Source organism: Natronoarchaeum philippinense, from assembly GCF_900215575.1.
Classification (GTDB): domain Archaea; phylum Halobacteriota; class Halobacteria; order Halobacteriales; family Natronoarchaeaceae; genus Natronoarchaeum; species Natronoarchaeum philippinense.
On record NZ_OBEJ01000002.1, the window covers coordinates 745,697 to 759,401 of the forward strand.

At 65.5% G+C, this 13,705-nt stretch carries 14 protein-coding genes; 8 read left to right on the forward strand and 6 right to left on the reverse strand.

Annotation, left to right across the window (positions count from 1 at the left end; translation table 11 throughout):
- Positions 1-129: 129 nt before the first annotated feature.
- Together CRO01_RS10640 and CRO01_RS10645 are read right to left on the reverse strand one after the other, a co-directional pair.
- On the reverse strand, positions 130-981 hold the full coding sequence (locus tag CRO01_RS10640) for an HpcH/HpaI aldolase/citrate lyase family protein (RefSeq protein ID WP_097009099.1): 852 nt from the start codon (positions 979-981) through the stop codon (positions 130-132).
- Positions 982-1,080: 99 nt separating this feature from the next.
- Positions 1,081-2,169, reverse strand: a complete 1,089-nt coding sequence (locus CRO01_RS10645) for a S1C family serine protease (protein ID WP_097009100.1) — start codon at positions 2,167-2,169, stop codon at positions 1,081-1,083.
- Between the two features lie 96 nt (positions 2,170-2,265).
- On the opposite strand from CRO01_RS10645, the gene CRO01_RS10650 reads away from it, so the two are divergent.
- The 3 genes from CRO01_RS10650 (at position 2,266) to CRO01_RS10660 (ending at position 3,325) form a co-directional block, all read left to right on the forward strand.
- On the forward strand, positions 2,266-2,454 hold the full coding sequence (locus tag CRO01_RS10650; RefSeq protein WP_375097337.1) for a DUF7331 family protein: 189 nt from the start codon (positions 2,266-2,268) through the stop codon (positions 2,452-2,454).
- Positions 2,455-2,506: 52 nt separating this feature from the next.
- A complete protein-coding gene (locus CRO01_RS10655; protein ID WP_097009101.1) occupies positions 2,507-2,809 on the forward strand; it encodes a DUF7322 domain-containing protein in 303 nt (100 codons plus the stop codon).
- A gap of 93 nt (positions 2,810-2,902) precedes the next feature.
- Positions 2,903-3,325 (forward strand): DUF7346 family protein, encoded by a 423-nt coding sequence (locus CRO01_RS10660; protein ID WP_097009102.1) that lies wholly within the window; start codon positions 2,903-2,905, stop codon positions 3,323-3,325.
- On the opposite strand, the gene rad50 is transcribed toward CRO01_RS10660, so the two are convergent.
- Positions 3,326-6,037 (reverse strand): DNA double-strand break repair ATPase Rad50, encoded by a 2,712-nt coding sequence (gene rad50 / locus CRO01_RS10665; RefSeq protein WP_097009103.1) that lies wholly within the window; start codon positions 6,035-6,037, stop codon positions 3,326-3,328.
- Positions 6,034-7,380, reverse strand: coding sequence for a DNA double-strand break repair protein Mre11 (mre11, locus tag CRO01_RS10670; RefSeq protein ID WP_097009104.1), 1,347 nt, complete (start codon positions 7,378-7,380; stop codon positions 6,034-6,036). The genes rad50 and mre11 overlap by 4 nt, the downstream gene beginning before the upstream one ends.
- Before the next feature lie 192 nt (positions 7,381-7,572).
- Here mre11 and CRO01_RS10675 point away from each other — a divergent pair, with 192 nt between their 5' ends.
- Positions 7,573-8,724, forward strand: a complete 1,152-nt coding sequence (locus CRO01_RS10675) for a hypothetical protein (RefSeq protein ID WP_097009105.1) — start codon at positions 7,573-7,575, stop codon at positions 8,722-8,724.
- Positions 8,725-8,851: 127 nt separating this feature from the next.
- Here the strand turns inward: CRO01_RS10675 and CRO01_RS10680 are convergent, their stop codons facing one another.
- On the reverse strand, positions 8,852-9,121 hold the full coding sequence (locus CRO01_RS10680) for a MarR family transcriptional regulator (RefSeq protein ID WP_097009106.1): 270 nt from the start codon (positions 9,119-9,121) through the stop codon (positions 8,852-8,854).
- A 175-nt stretch (positions 9,122-9,296) separates the two neighbouring features.
- Here CRO01_RS10680 and pan1 point away from each other — a divergent pair, with 175 nt between their 5' ends.
- Together pan1 and CRO01_RS10690 are read left to right on the forward strand one after the other, a co-directional pair.
- Positions 9,297-10,511, forward strand: a complete 1,215-nt coding sequence (gene pan1 / locus CRO01_RS10685) for a proteasome-activating nucleotidase Pan1 (protein ID WP_097009107.1) — start codon at positions 9,297-9,299, stop codon at positions 10,509-10,511.
- A gap of 132 nt (positions 10,512-10,643) precedes the next feature.
- A complete protein-coding gene (locus CRO01_RS10690; protein ID WP_179747459.1) occupies positions 10,644-12,065 on the forward strand; it encodes a hypothetical protein in 1,422 nt (473 codons plus the stop codon).
- 63 nt (positions 12,066-12,128) lie between these two features.
- On the opposite strand, the gene CRO01_RS16660 is transcribed toward CRO01_RS10690, so the two are convergent.
- On the reverse strand, positions 12,129-12,269 hold the full coding sequence (locus CRO01_RS16660; RefSeq protein ID WP_179747460.1) for a hypothetical protein: 141 nt from the start codon (positions 12,267-12,269) through the stop codon (positions 12,129-12,131).
- A 208-nt stretch (positions 12,270-12,477) separates the two neighbouring features.
- Between CRO01_RS16660 and CRO01_RS10695 the strand changes: the two genes are divergently transcribed.
- Both CRO01_RS10695 and CRO01_RS10700 read left to right on the forward strand, forming a co-directional pair.
- Positions 12,478-13,029 (forward strand): GMP synthase subunit A, encoded by a 552-nt coding sequence (locus CRO01_RS10695; RefSeq protein ID WP_097009108.1) that lies wholly within the window; start codon positions 12,478-12,480, stop codon positions 13,027-13,029.
- A 116-nt stretch (positions 13,030-13,145) separates the two neighbouring features.
- Entirely contained in the window at positions 13,146-13,637 is a 492-nt protein-coding gene (locus CRO01_RS10700; protein ID WP_097009109.1) for a hypothetical protein, read from the forward strand.
- The last annotated feature ends 68 nt before the right edge of the window (positions 13,638-13,705 follow it).

Below are 13,705 nucleotides of genomic sequence, written 5' to 3' on the forward strand. Positions count from 1 at the left end.
AAAGAGGGTATTATGATATATGTATATTCAAAGATCTAAGTCTCGGTTAAACACTATCGAGGAGCAACCGTGAGCAACTCGGCAATCGAGCGGTTCCGATATCGGTGCTGAACGGCCAGCGGCGTGGCGTTACTGACCGGTATCCGATTCGTCGTCGGGAACGCGCGAGAGAATGCGTTCTGCCTGCCGAATCAAGGGAGCGTCGATCATCTCGCCGTCGACCTCGTACACCACGGTGTTGGACGCTGGACGCGCGTCCAGAACGCGGCGGGCCCACTCAATCTGCTCGGCGTCGGGCGTCATCGCGTCGTGAATCGGATCAACCTGTGCTGGATGGATCGCCATCTTCCCGTCGTAGCCCAACTGGCGGGCGAACGCGGCGTCTTCGCGGAGTCCGTCTTCGTCGTCGATCGCGGTGTAGAGCGTGTCGATCGCGTCGACGCCAGCTGCCCGCGCGGCGGCGACGACGCGCTCGCGGGCGTACAGTACCTCCGTCCCCCCGCTGGTTCGGGTTGCCCCCAGATCCGCGGCCAAATCTTCTGCGCCAAAGAGCAGGCCGTCCGTCGGCGTCGCCGCGGCGATTTCGGGCGCTGCTAGCACGCCTGCGGCGGATTCGACGAGCGCAAGTACGGGCAGTTCGCGGCCGTGCTCGGCAGCCGCGTCGGCAAGTTCCGTCACCGACGCGGCGCTCGACGCCTTCGGTACGATCAGGCCATCGAGCACTGCCTCGGAGTCGTCGAGGACGACCGCCAGATCGGTCCTGCCCTCGGGAAGTGGATTTGTACGAACGAACACTTCGCAGTCGGGGTCGAACGACGGATCCGTCAGTACGTCGGCGACCGTCTGTCGGGCGTCATCTTTGTCGGCGGGTGCGACGGCGTCTTCGAGATCGAACGCGATGATGTCGGCTCCCGTCGTCGGCGCCTTGCGCAACATTGCCTCGCGGTCGCCCGGCGTGAACAACAGGCTCCTGCGGGTCATACTCTCGATTGCGGTGGGGCGGCCAAAAGTGTAGGTCCTACTGCGGGATGTGCGGTCGTCGCCGGCCAGCGGACTGTGGCACTCGGCGACGCCGAGGCGTCACACCACGCCTGTCGGCCGTTCGGGTCGGATACCGAGTTCGATCTCGACGGTCTGCTCGGCGCCGTTGCGACGGATCCGACACCGTATCGTTTCACCGGGGCTCGTGTTCAGCGCCAGATAGCTCCGGAGGTCCTCTGGGGTGGCGATATCGTTGCCGTCGACGCCGACGACGATGTCACCGCCGACCGGGACGCGGACGCCATCGACGCGCGTTACGTCGCTCGCTCCTTGGAGGACGCCGTCTGCCGGCCCGCCCTGCGTGACGGTGAGGACGAAGATACCGTCCGGTCGGTCGAGTTCGTTCGCCGCCGCGATGTTGGGCGTGACCGGCGTGAACGACGCGCCGAGGTAGGGGTGGTTGTATTCTCCCGACTCGATCAAGCGGGGAACGACGCGGTGGACAAGCGGCGCCGAGATGCCGAAGGCGATGTTGTCGCCGCCGCCGGAGTTGACGACGGCGAGCACTTCGCCGTCGAGCGAGACCAGCGGACCGCCGCTGTTACCAGGGTTGACCGCCGCGTCGGTCTGGATCGCGTCGGGGATGCGAAAGCCAGAGGGCGCCGGAATCGAGCGATTGACGCCGCTGACGATGCCGGTCGTGACGGTTCCGTCGAGCGAGTAGGGATTACCGATCACGACGACCTCCTGTCCGACCGTCGCTTGTCCCTGCACGAGCGGGAGCGGCGCTGCGTCGTCGGGCCGGTCCTCGACGCCGACCACCGCGAGATCGCTGTGGGGGTCGACACCGACCACGTCGCCTTGTGCCCACGATCCGCCGGCGTACTGCACGTCGACCGAACTTGCGCCGCCGACGACGTGCGCGTTGGTGATGAGGTGCTGTTGATCGTAGACGAACCCCGTCCCTTGGCCGCTGCCGGCACGGATCAGGACGATCGAATCAGCGACCGCCTCGTACACATCGGTGTACGGGCTGTCCGACGGTGAACTGTCGTTTGAGGGCGATTCTTGGGACTGGGGCGCCGCAGTAGTGGCCGACGGCTGTGAGTTACAGCCGGCCAACGCTGCCACCACTGCACTGGCACCGGTCGCGAGGAACGCCCGCCGATCGAGGGGGGTGTCTCCCATCGTTTGCTGTTATGAGCCACCACACTAAAGCACTGGGCGCGCACAGTCCGACGACGACAAAGCATATATTGTGGTAACACATACCACGCCCCAGAGGTGACGCCAGTGTCAGACCACGCAGCAGCCGGCCAGTGGGACAGCGCGACGACCGGAGCGAGCCAGCCCCAAGGCACCGAGACCGTCGAGCGCTACGAGACCGACGACGGGACGGTGTTTTTCGACGCGCAGAATCCGCTCGCGTGGATGGAGGCCTCGGTGACGCTCTCTCTCGCCGAGCAGGTGTAGTCAGCCCGAGTGCAGACGGGACGCTTTTTGTTGTCGGCTTCGAACTCCGATTGTGGTATTCGACGAACGAGCGGACGAGGAACCCGAGGAGCCCGACCCGGAGGCCGATCTGGAGCTCGGGCCCGACATTCCGACGCCGCCCGAGGCACCTCCAGCGTCGGAAGCCTCCGAGGAGCTCCAGAAGATGTTCTGGAGCGTCGTCGTCCTGCTGAATATGGCGATTCTGGCGGCCAGCCTCGGCGTCATGTACATCGTCTTCCGCGGACGCCTCCAGTTGGGCGGGGGGCTGCTCTTAGTGGGACTGCTCGGCGGCGCCCACGCCTACCGCATCTACAGGCGCTACGAGTACGGATAGCCGCTGGTCGACGCCGCTGCCGAGGATGCCGGCGTCCGGCTCACATCGCGGACATCGGTGGGCCTAACCCCTGTCGACGCCAACAAACAGCCGATGCGAACGGTTCGAGACGAGACCGGCAAGCGCTACGTTCTTCTCAAAGAGTCCGGCGACAGCAGCCTCGTTCGGGATCCGGAGACCGGCCAAGAGCGGTACATCGAGAACGACACGCTCGACCCCGTCGACGGGGAGACGCCGCTGGAAACTGCTGCGAGCGGAATTCCGGAGTCGGTTCGGCGCGTCGTCTCCGGCGTCCACGACGAGGCCGGACTGGGCCTGCTGGCCGATCTGGCCGACCGCGGGCCGGTCGCCGTCCGCGACATGCTCGGCGCCTACGACCAGTGCGAGAGCGATCTCCACGGCCGGCTGGCCGAGCTTCGCGCGGCGGGACTGATCGAAGAAGCGACGGTCGCGGGCGAGCGGGGCTACGATGCCACCGAGACGACGCGGGAAGCCCTCAACGCGCTGCGCGAGTAGCTATTCTGCCAGCAGCGACGGCGCCTCGCCGCGCTCGACGGTCGAGCGGTTCGTCGTCGGATCCTTGCGGACGTGAACGACGGCGTCGGCCGCCCCGACCAGCTCTTGGTCGTGGCTGACCACGACGATCTGTTCGACACCCAGATCCCGCATCGATCCGACGAGTTCGACCAGTTGCGAGACGTGCCCCGAATCGAGGAACACGGTCGGTTCGTCGAGGATCAGCGGCGGCATCGGCGCCGCGCCGTCGATCCCTTCCGCGAGCAGCCGGTAGATCGCACACCGCAGGCTCAGGTTGAACAGCGCGCGCTCGCCGCCCGACAGCTGTTCGGGAGCCAGCGCCTCGCCGTCTTTCTGGTACACCGTGAGCTCGTACTCGCCGTCGAGTTCGATGTGGGAGTACGAATCGTTCTGGTAGACCAGATCGAACGTCTCGTTGAGCATCCGCTCTAGGGTTTCGACGTTGTGCTGGCGAAGTTCCGCGCGCAGGTCGCCGTAGGTCTGCTGGAGCTGTTCGGCCTCGTCGTACAGCGACTCCAGCGCGTCGCGGCGTTCGGCGAGTTGCTCGCGGCGCTCGCGCAAGGATTCGAGCTCGTCGAGTTCGTTCCGGACGCCGCCGATCCGGTCGATCAGGTCGTCGCGGTCTTCGCGCAGCTCCTCGAGTTCCGACTCGGCCTGCTCGACGTACGTTTCTGCGCGCTGTTTCTCCGAGCGGGCCTCCTCGACTCGGTCGGCGTCGAACTCGGCTTCCAGTTTGCGCTTGCGCTCTTTCTTTTCGGAGAGGCGCTCCCGGCGCTCGTCGTTCAGATCGGCCTTTGCGGCGCGCTTTTCGCGCAAGTCCTCGATGTCGGCCTCGACGCCGTCGAGGTCGTCGAGCGCGTCCGCGAGCGATTCGAGCCGTTCGCGTCGCTCGCGCAGGTCACCCCGCTCGGCGTTGATCTCAGCGATCTGCTCGCGGCGTTCGTCGGCCTGCGCCTCGGCGTCAGCGGCCTCCTCGCGCTTTGCTTCCGCGTCGGCCTCGTGTTCGGCGGCTTCCTCGCGGAGTCGCTCGACGCGCTCGCGCTTGTCTTCGAGCGTCGCTTCGCGCTCGTCGATCAGTTGTTCGACGCTGTCGCGGTTCTCCCGGAACTGGTCTGCCTCGCGCTCGGCTTCGACGAGGTCGGTCGCAGTCTCGATGTCGTCCTCGACGGTTTCGAGGTCGGCTTCGAGCGCCTCGCGCTCTGCGTCGAGCTCCTCGACGCGCGCTTTGTCGTCGTCGAGCGTATCGACGTGGGGAGAGTCCTCGACCGGCTGGCCACACTCGGGACACTTGCCTTCCGCCAGCAACTCTTCGGCCTCTTCGACCTTCGAGCGGGCGGTCTGTAGTTCGGCGCGCACGTCGGCGAGTTCGTCTTCGAGGTCGTCCTTTTCCTCGCGGAGTTCCTCGCGGTGGGCTTCGGCGTCGCCGAACTCGACCGGGGCGTCCTCGAAGCGGTCTTTCGCAGCCTCGATCTCGTCGTCGATCGCGTCGAGTTTCTCGCGGCGCTCGGCGAGCGTCGCTTCGTCGTCGTCGAGGTCGGCGTCGAGGTCGTCGGCTTCCTCGCGCTTCTCGGCGGCGGTCGATTCGAGTTCGTCGGCGCGCTCGCGGGCGTTCTCGGCGTCGCTCGCGTACTCTTGGATCTCGACGTTCAGCGCTTCGAGGTCGTCGCGGAGCTGCTCGTCCTCCTCGCGGAGGTCGTCGACGGTGTCCTCGACTGCCTCGACGAGGTCGTCGGAGCCAGTGCTGGACGCCGATGCGTCCGCGCCGAGGTCGCCGGCGTCTTGCGCGTTTGCGAGCAGTTCGTCACGCTGCTCGCGCAGGTCGTCGCGGCGCTCGCGCTTCGTTGCGAGTCGGTCTTGGAGCCGGTCGCGCTCGGCTTCAGTCTCGCGGATCGTCGCCTCTAGCTCGTCGATGTCCTCGGCGAGGTCGTCGATCTCGTCGCGTTTCTCCTCGAACTCGTCGAGGACCGATTCGGCGTCCTGCTTCGTCTCGCGGGCGGTTTCGAGTTGGCCTTCGATCCGCTCGATCTCGCCGGCGACCTCGTTGCGCGCGCTTTCGAGCTCGTTGAGCCGGTCGTGGAGACCCTTCTCCTCTTTGGCCTCGATCTGGTCGTCGATCTCGTCGACGTTCCCGCGGAGCTCGCTCAGCACGTCTTTGACCGCCAGCCGCGCCTCGCTGGCGCGCTCGCGGTACTCCTCCAGTTTGCCGAGCTGGAGCAGATCGTCGATCATATCTTGCCGGTCGCTCGGCGAGGCGTGGATCAGCTTGTTGACCTCGCCCTGCCGGACGTACGCGCAGTTGACAAAGGCCTCGGCGTCCATCCGCAGCAGATCGGCGACGTGTCCCCGCACCGCGCGGGCGCCCTCGATCGTCTCCTCCGGCGTTTCGAGGACGCACTTTGCCGTCTGGGCACGGTCGCCCGAGATTCGGATGCGGCGCTCGATCCGGAACGACTCACCCCCGTGGTCGAAGGCAAGTTCGATCTCGGCGTCGTCGGCGCCGTTGGTCACTACGTCGTCGAGCGTCCGGTCGTCGAGTGCCTTCGAGCCGTACAGCGCGAAAAAACACGCCTCCAGCAGCGAGGACTTGCCGCTGCCGTTGACGCCGTGGATCACCGTCACGCCCTCGTCGAGTCGGAGGTCGGCGTCGCCGTAGCACTTGAAGTTCTCCAGACGGATATCGCGGAATTTCACAGGTACTCCTCCATGGATGACTGGGACTCGTCGTCCGCACTTTCGGTGGGCTCGTCGGCTGCGGTGTCGGCGTCTGCGGCGCTGGTATCGTCTGCGACTCGCTCGCCGTCGCTGTCGGCTGCGGTGTCGGCGTCGTCGCCGCGGGGCTCGTCGTCGCCGCCATCAGTGGCTGCGCTCTCAGCAGCGGCGTCCTCACCATCTGGTTCGGCGACGCCCTCGAACGCGTCGAGTCCGTCGTCCAGACGCTCCCGGATCTGGGTCTCGACGGTTTCGCGGACGTTCGAGTCGGCGACCTTGCTCTCGCGGACGGCCTCGTCGATGTCGCGGGCGGCAGAGCTGAGCCCGAGGTCGCGCAGGCGCTCGCGGACGGCGTCGTCGGGGTCGGCGAAGCTGACGCTGACATCGGACTGGTCGTCGATCTCCCGTCGGTCGTTGACGCGAGCGATCATCGCCCCGCGTTCGAGGGCGACCTCCTCGACGGCGGCGGGCGTGATCTCCTCGCCCTCGCCCTCGACGGTGACGATCACGACGGCGTCCTCGACATCGTGCTCGCGGACGCGCTCACGGACCCGCTCGGTTCCCTCGCCGTCTGCGAGTTCCACGTCGACGAAGCGGAACTCGCGCGTGTCGGCGACCGCGCGGCGAGTGATCGAGACGGCCTCGGTGCCGGCGGCGTCGGCATTCTCGAACCGGACGACGTTGTAGCCCCGATCGTCGCGCTCGCTGGCGCTGGCGCGCTCGGTCGACCCGCAGTAGGTGACCCACGCGCCTTCGAGTTCCTTCTTTCCGGGCGCATGGTTGTCGCCCAGCAGGACGGCGTCGAACGCGACGTTCGATTCGTCGAGTACCGTCTCGGTGTCCCAGTCGGCGTGGGCGAAGGGCTCGAACAGGCCGTGGCTCACCAGCGCCCGGTGGTCGGCGTCGGTCTGCTCGAACTCGTAGTCCAGATCGCCTCGGCGGGATTCGGGGACGAAATCGAGGCCGTAGAAGGCCGTGTCGCCGATCAGTTCGGGACTGGCGCCGAGTCGGGTTGCAAGGCCAAGATCCTCGAAGAGGTCGAGCCATTGGCCGTCGCGCTTGGTCTCGTGATTGCCGACCACCGCGAGGAACGGAACATCGGCGTCAGCGAGGTCCCGAAGCGCGGCGACGGTGCCCTGCAGGTCGCGCAGCTCCGGCCGGCGGTCGTGGAACAGGTCGCCGGCGTGAACGACGGCGTCGACATCGTCCTCGATCGCGTCGGCGACGACCCCCCGGAACGCGTCGAGGAAGTCCCGACGGCGCTCCGGCGAGTGATACTGCCTGTACCCGATGTGGGTGTCGCCGGTGTGGATCACCCGTGTCATTGTCAGGAGTTGACCGCGGCGTCTTAAATCGGTTCCGCGACCGGAGTGAAAGTGGACCACCGACGTGCGGGCTGGGTTGTCCTGTCACAGCGCCGGCCGGCGCTGTCGACGGGCTGTCCATTCGATTCGAGCCAGTGATTTGCAGTTTGATCCCGAAATAATTAAGACAGATAGGCATGAGAATCCCCCACAGTGGCTTCCCATCCGCGGCTCCGGTCGACCGACGACGTGACCCACTGGTGTGGCAACGTCTTCGAGGCGTTCGCCCTGACAGTCGGCGACGCCGTCGCGTGCCACGAAGTGCTCGACGACGCCGACGTGGGGACGGTGGACGGCCTCGTCCGTGCGGCTCGGAGCCACCCCTGTACTTTTCCGAACCCGATCGCGTTCGTCCGCGGCACGCTGCTGGCCTCGGCGCGCGGCGTCGACGCACCGGCCCGATACTGGGCGAACGCGCCGGAGGTGCATCTCGATTCGCTGTTTGCACCCTTTGACTGTCGCGTGACCGTCGAGTGGCGCGACGACGACACTCGTCGGATACTGCTCGAAGACGCCGACGGCACCGAGTTTCGGACGACGGTGACGTATCCGGAGACACCGCTTGGCCGGGACAACTATCCGGTGTTGCTCGCCGCGGTGAACCGCGATCTGCTCGACGGGACGGGCGTCGAACTGGTGTTGTTGGCTGGCCCGGCGGATCGCTGGCAGTACGCTCTCGGTGAGACGGCAGCACTCGATAAACTGCGCTCCCGGTACGGCGAGACGGTGCAGTTCGGCAACCGGCAACTGCTCGCCGACAACCAGCCCTCGGCGTACGTCCCAGAGGGCGACGGCGACGTGCCGACTCCCGACTGGGCGCTGGACGGGGCCGACGACACCGACAAGCAGTCACCGCGGTCGTCGGACGTATCGTTCGCGCAACTCGCCGAGCGTATCGAGCGTTCGGCCGAGTCGTTCGACGATGTCGACCCGGCTGACGGAAACGCCGATACGAGTGCCTCGGAACGGACGGCGACGAGCGGGAATGTTGAGACGTTGCTCTCCGACCTGTCGGATGTCTGGCCGCCCGGCGTTCCGACCACCGACATCATTGAGCCGAATAGCGACTCGACGCCGATGCTCGGGGCAGCCGCCGCCGACCCGGAACGAGTGGACGACGCGACGCCGATAGACGATCTTTTCGACGGTATCGAACGCGAGGTCACGTCGCAGTCTCGGGAATCAGGTGACGACGCAGACCGGTGCCGCCAGTCCGACTGCGCCGCAACGCTGGACGATATTTCGGACCAGCATGACGCCTTTCGGACCAGTGACGACCGGTCTGATACCGCTGACCGTTCCTGACGGGTCGCGCACGGGTAGAGTGTGTTCTCACACAAGTTGTAGTGAGTTCTCACTAGCTCGTCGTTCTCGTGGACTCAGTAAGAGAGATTTGCGCTATATCGGCTAGAGAGCGACTGCGACGCACGGATCACTCGATCGCCAGCGTGTAGAGTCGCTTTCGAGCGTCCGAGAAAGAAAACCGGGAGTCGACGACATCTTCTTCTTCGAGTCGATTCAGTGCGTATCGGACGGTTCGGGGCGGCAACAGCGTCTCCTCGGCGAGTTGGCTCTGGGTGAGCGTGTCGTTGTACTCCAGAACTTTCGCTACGAGCTTGGCGCTCGGAGGGAGATCACGAACGTCGTCCCAAGTCGCATCGCCATCTTCGGTATCCAGTCGCGCTGTCTCTGATGCACCCATCGTATGCCGGAGTAGCGGATACAGACTAATAATATTACCCATTCCAAGATATAACCTCAGGTTATCCACTGGCACGAGATATCGCAGAAATCGTCGTTTCGAGGCCTGTTGAAGCCGGTACGGTATATCGACCCTACCCGAAGCCTCTTATGAACCAACGCCCTAAGCCCGTGTGATGACCGATACTGTGGACGACGTCGACCTCCCCTACGACGAGGAGGACACGTCACAGCAGGAGAAAATAGAGGCTCTCCGCGAGCGTCTCGAAGTTCTGGAGTCCCAGAACGAAGAGATGCGCGACAAACTGCTGGACGCGAACGCGGAGAACAACAAGTACCAGCAGAAACTCGAACGGCTCACCCACGAGAACAAGAAACTCAAGCAGTCCCCGCTGTTCGTGGCGACCGTTCAGGAACTCACCGACGAGGGCGTCATCATCAAGCAACACGGCAACAATCAGGAGGCGCTCACCGAGGTTACCGAGGAGATGCGCTCGGACCTCGAACCCGACGACCGCGTCGCCGTGAACAACTCGCTGTCGGTCGTGAAGTCCCTCGAGGACGAGACCGACGTTCGCGCCCGCGTGATGCAGGTCGACGAGTCGCCGGAAGTCACCTACGAGGACATCGGCGGCATCGAAGAGCAGATCAACGAGGTCCGCGAGACCGTCGAGATGCCGCTGAAGAACCCCGGTGCCTTCGACGAGGTCGGCATCCAGCCGCCCAGCGGCGTCCTGCTGTACGGCCCGCCCGGCACCGGCAAGACGATGCTGGCCAAGGCCGTCGCCAACCAGACCGACGCCACCTTCATCAAGATGGCCGGCTCGGAGCTCGTCCACAAGTTCATCGGCGAGGGCGCGAAGCTGGTTCGGGACCTGTTCCAAGTTGCGCGCGACCACGAGCCCGCCGTGATCTTCATCGACGAGATCGACGCCATCGCCGCCAAGCGCACCGAGTCCAAGACCTCCGGCGACGCCGAGGTCCAGCGGACGATGATGCAGTTGCTCTCGGAGATGGACGGCTTCGAGGACCGCGGCGAGATCCGCATCATCGCGGCGACCAACCGCTTCGATATGCTCGACCGGGCGATTCTTCGCCCCGGCCGGTTCGACCGCCTCATCGAGGTGCCAAAGCCCGACACGGACGGCCGCGAGATCATCTTCCAGATCCACACCCGCGACATGAACGTCGCCGACGACGTGGACTTCGCGGAACTGGCGCGCATGGCCGACGAGGCGAGCGGCGCTGATGTTAAAGCGATCTGTACCGAGGCGGGGATGTTCGCCATCCGCGACGACCGCACCGATATCCGGATGGAGGACTTCGAGGAGGCGTGGCGGAAGATCCAGAAGGAAAGCGAAGACGAAGACATCTCCAAGACGTTCGCCTAAGCGGAACACGGGTTCCCGAATCAGGTCAGCGGCGTCGTCCACACCATTTTCGCGGGGCGGATCGCGGATTCGATTTGTCGTGCTCGTTCAGCGCCGGCCAAGCTACAAGATGTATCAGCGTGACGACGGCATATGGTCCCACGAGCGTTCCTCCAAACCACCCTCTGTGCCCTGTTCGTCGTCCCGCTCGTCGCCGTGGTCGCACCGGCCGGAGCAGCGCCGCCACCGCAGCCGCTCTGTGACGCCTGCGGGGAGAGCTTCGAGGAGCGGGTCGAAGACCGCGGCGTCGCCGTCGATGGCGAGTTCGTCATCTATCCAATCGAAGTCGACCGGAGCACGGCGGAAGTACGAGTCGGCAAGAACGGCACTGCCACGTGGACCGTCCGAAATCACCTCGACGACTCGGAGGGGACCGAGCAGTTGCGGTCGAACGCCAGCTACCGCACACGGATCGCAGACGGCGCGATGGGTGACGCCGAATTGCTCGATGCGACTGTCAGCCAGCCCAACGTTCTCACGTTGCGCTACCGCGAGAGCGGCTTCGCCGAGCAGTCGGTTCGCGGGACGCTCCGGTCGGGCGAGTTCACCAGTACGTACGGCTACCGGAACCTGCACGGACTGGGCGCCGATCGGCTTGTCGTCGTCGCACCGGATGGACACCGGATCGGACGAACTGTGTCGGACGCGACGGTCTCCGACGACGGCAGTCGGATGACCTTGACCGACCTCGACGAGCAGGGGATCGTCACGTTCGTCCCACGAGACGCCGCGCTCGGGGGGCTGTGGAGCCTGCTCGCCGTCGGTTCGCTGGCCGGACCGTCGATTGCGGTCAACGCGGTGGGGTTCCTTGTACCGTCGGTCGCGCTCTTTGCTGTCATCGTCGCGGTGAGTCCGAGTGTGTTCGCTGCGCTGGGACGCCGTTGGGGAGATGCGTCTGAACACCGACGACGTTGGGACGTGGGCTTGGTGCGTCGGGTACGGAACGCGCCCGGCGATAGCCTCGCTGCGGTAGGCGGACTCACGGTGGTGGCGTTGGTGGGGTTGGAGATGGTCGGCCCCGTCGGGCCGTCACTGCTCCCGATGCTCGGCGTCGGTATCACGTACGTGGCTCTCGGAGTGGCTGTGTCGCGTGGAATAGTTCGAAAGTGGACGAGCTACCGGAGCGCGGTCGTAATCGGAGCGCTCGGGGGCCTTGTCGCCGCGGCGAGCACCGTCGCCGCCGCAGCGGTGACCGGCCGATTGACGCCGTGGCTGCTATCGAATCTCCTCGTTCTCGTACCGATCTTCGCGCTCTTGCCGGCGGGGTATGCTGCTGGCCGCGGACGGCGTCGACTCGCGGTAGCGACAGCGACTGCCGGAATTGTCCTCGGTCTGTTGCCGGCGGTGCCGGTGACCGGTAGCGCAGTTCCAATCTTGTTGGCGCTCAATGCGACGGCGGTCGGCCTCAGCGCGGCTGTTGTCGGTGCGCCACTGCTGGTCCTCGGCGCGGTTCTCGGTAGCGGCCGGCGCGACGGCGAGCAGGAAATCGTCGAGGATCAGGTTGCAGAGAGCTGAGCGACGACGCCGCGCCGCTGACATCACGGACGCCGGCTTGGCCTGACGACAGCGCGTGCCCGACTACAGCAGGACAAACAGCGCGTAGGGGACGAGAAACAGTGCGGCGAACATCACCAGCAGGATAACGCCGTAGGCCACCGCGGTGCTGGCTGCAGTGAGCCATGCCGGGTGGTCGTACTTCTCGAATGCATCGATCGGCATACGTCTCCGTATGCGTGCGGGGAGTTAACAGTATTGGCACGGTCAACAACTGGCGGGTCGTTGGTTGATCGGACCAACTAGCGGTCGTTGGTCGATTTGACTTCGGCGTCGTCGAGGCGTCGCCGATCGGTCAGCCGCGCTTCGGATGGCAACCACCGCTGACCGCCTTCCGGACGGCTTTTAACGACTCCGCAACTACGGACCCGCAATGACGAAGATCGACGTGGTCGACAACCACGGCCAGTTCACGCATCTGGAGCAGCGCGCGCTCCGGGATATGGGCGTCGACGTGGAGCTTATCGACAACGAGACGCCGCCGGAAGAGATCGACGCCGACGGACTCGTGCTCTCAGGCGGACCGGATATCGACGATATCGGCCGCTGTGGCGAGTATCTCGATTTGGACGTGCCGGTGCTTGGCATCTGTCTGGGCATGCAGATCATCGCCGACGAGCTCGGTGGACGCGTCGGCGGCGGCGAGTACGGCGGCTACGCCGACGTAACCGTCGACGTGCTCGACGACGACGACCCGCTAACTGGCTCGCTCGCCCCTGAAACCCGAGTCTGGGCGAGCCACGCCGACGAGGTCAAAGAGCTCCCCGATGGCTTCACGCTCACCGGACAGAGCGACGTCTGCGACGTCGAAGCAATGAGCAACGCCGACCGGGATCTCTACGGTGTCCAGTGGCATCCCGAAGTCGCCCACACCGAAGAGGGCGAAGAGCTGTTCGAGAACTTCGTCGATATCTGCAACCGCTGAGAACTGCGGGCCGGCCGTGCTCGGATCCAGTCGATGCAAGCTCGGCTGCGTTCGGCCAAGCGGGACCGAAACCGGTCGACGCTATCTTTATTTTTCTCGTTCCCGAAGTTGACTCTATGACCGAGTCCGAGCGAAGCACTGCGGTCGTCGCCGCAGTGTGGATCGGATCGCTGTTGCTGTTCGCTCTCCCGGCGTTTCTGGCGACGGTCCATCTCGTCGACGCCGTTCTTGGGATCGCGAACCTCTCTGTTCCTCCCGCCGGTTGGCTGCTCGTCGACGCGATCGCGTTTCTGGTAGCGGTACAGGTCGCGACCGAAATCGCCGCTTGGCGACTCCACGGCGGCGGCTGGTTCCGGCGCGGCGGCCGGCGACTGCGGGCCGTGAGGATCGCGGTCGCGACGGGCATCTGCGTCGGCGCACTGACGCTGATCGCAGTCACGACGATCTGGCTGGTCGCGGCTGCAGCGACCGCCGGGGCCGGGAATGCTGTCATTGCGGGCATCGCACTGGCGTTCGTGATGGCGTTTGCGGCGAGCGCGGTGCTCACGGGGCGGGCGTTTCTGCGCGGCTATCGCCCTGACGGCCGCCTCGGCGGGCGTCCCGACTAGGGTCACATCGGAGCAGGTGTCGAAAAAGACGATCGTCGCCACGACATCTCGATGACGGCATCACCGAG

Excerpts from the sequence above, each read along its gene's own strand:
- CRO01_RS10640 (WP_097009099.1), bottom strand. The coding sequence starts at position 981 with ATGACCCGCAGGAGCCTGTTGTTCACGCCGGGCGACCGCGAGGCAATG.
- CRO01_RS10645 (WP_097009100.1), bottom strand. The coding sequence starts at position 2,169 with ATGGGAGACACCCCCCTCGATCGGCGGGCGTTCCTCGCGACCGGTGCC.
- CRO01_RS10660 (WP_097009102.1), top strand. The coding sequence starts at position 2,903 with ATGCGAACGGTTCGAGACGAGACCGGCAAGCGCTACGTTCTTCTCAAA.
- mre11 (WP_097009104.1), bottom strand. The coding sequence starts at position 7,380 with ATGACACGGGTGATCCACACCGGCGACACCCACATCGGGTACAGGCAG.
- CRO01_RS10680 (WP_097009106.1), bottom strand. The coding sequence starts at position 9,121 with ATGGGTGCATCAGAGACAGCGCGACTGGATACCGAAGATGGCGATGCG.
- pan1 (WP_097009107.1), top strand. The coding sequence starts at position 9,297 with ATGACCGATACTGTGGACGACGTCGACCTCCCCTACGACGAGGAGGAC.
- CRO01_RS10690 (WP_179747459.1), top strand. The coding sequence starts at position 10,644 with ATGGTCCCACGAGCGTTCCTCCAAACCACCCTCTGTGCCCTGTTCGTC.
- CRO01_RS16660 (WP_179747460.1), bottom strand. The coding sequence starts at position 12,269 with ATGCCGATCGATGCATTCGAGAAGTACGACCACCCGGCATGGCTCACT.
- CRO01_RS10695 (WP_097009108.1), top strand. The coding sequence starts at position 12,478 with ATGACGAAGATCGACGTGGTCGACAACCACGGCCAGTTCACGCATCTG.
- CRO01_RS10700 (WP_097009109.1), top strand. The coding sequence starts at position 13,146 with ATGACCGAGTCCGAGCGAAGCACTGCGGTCGTCGCCGCAGTGTGGATC.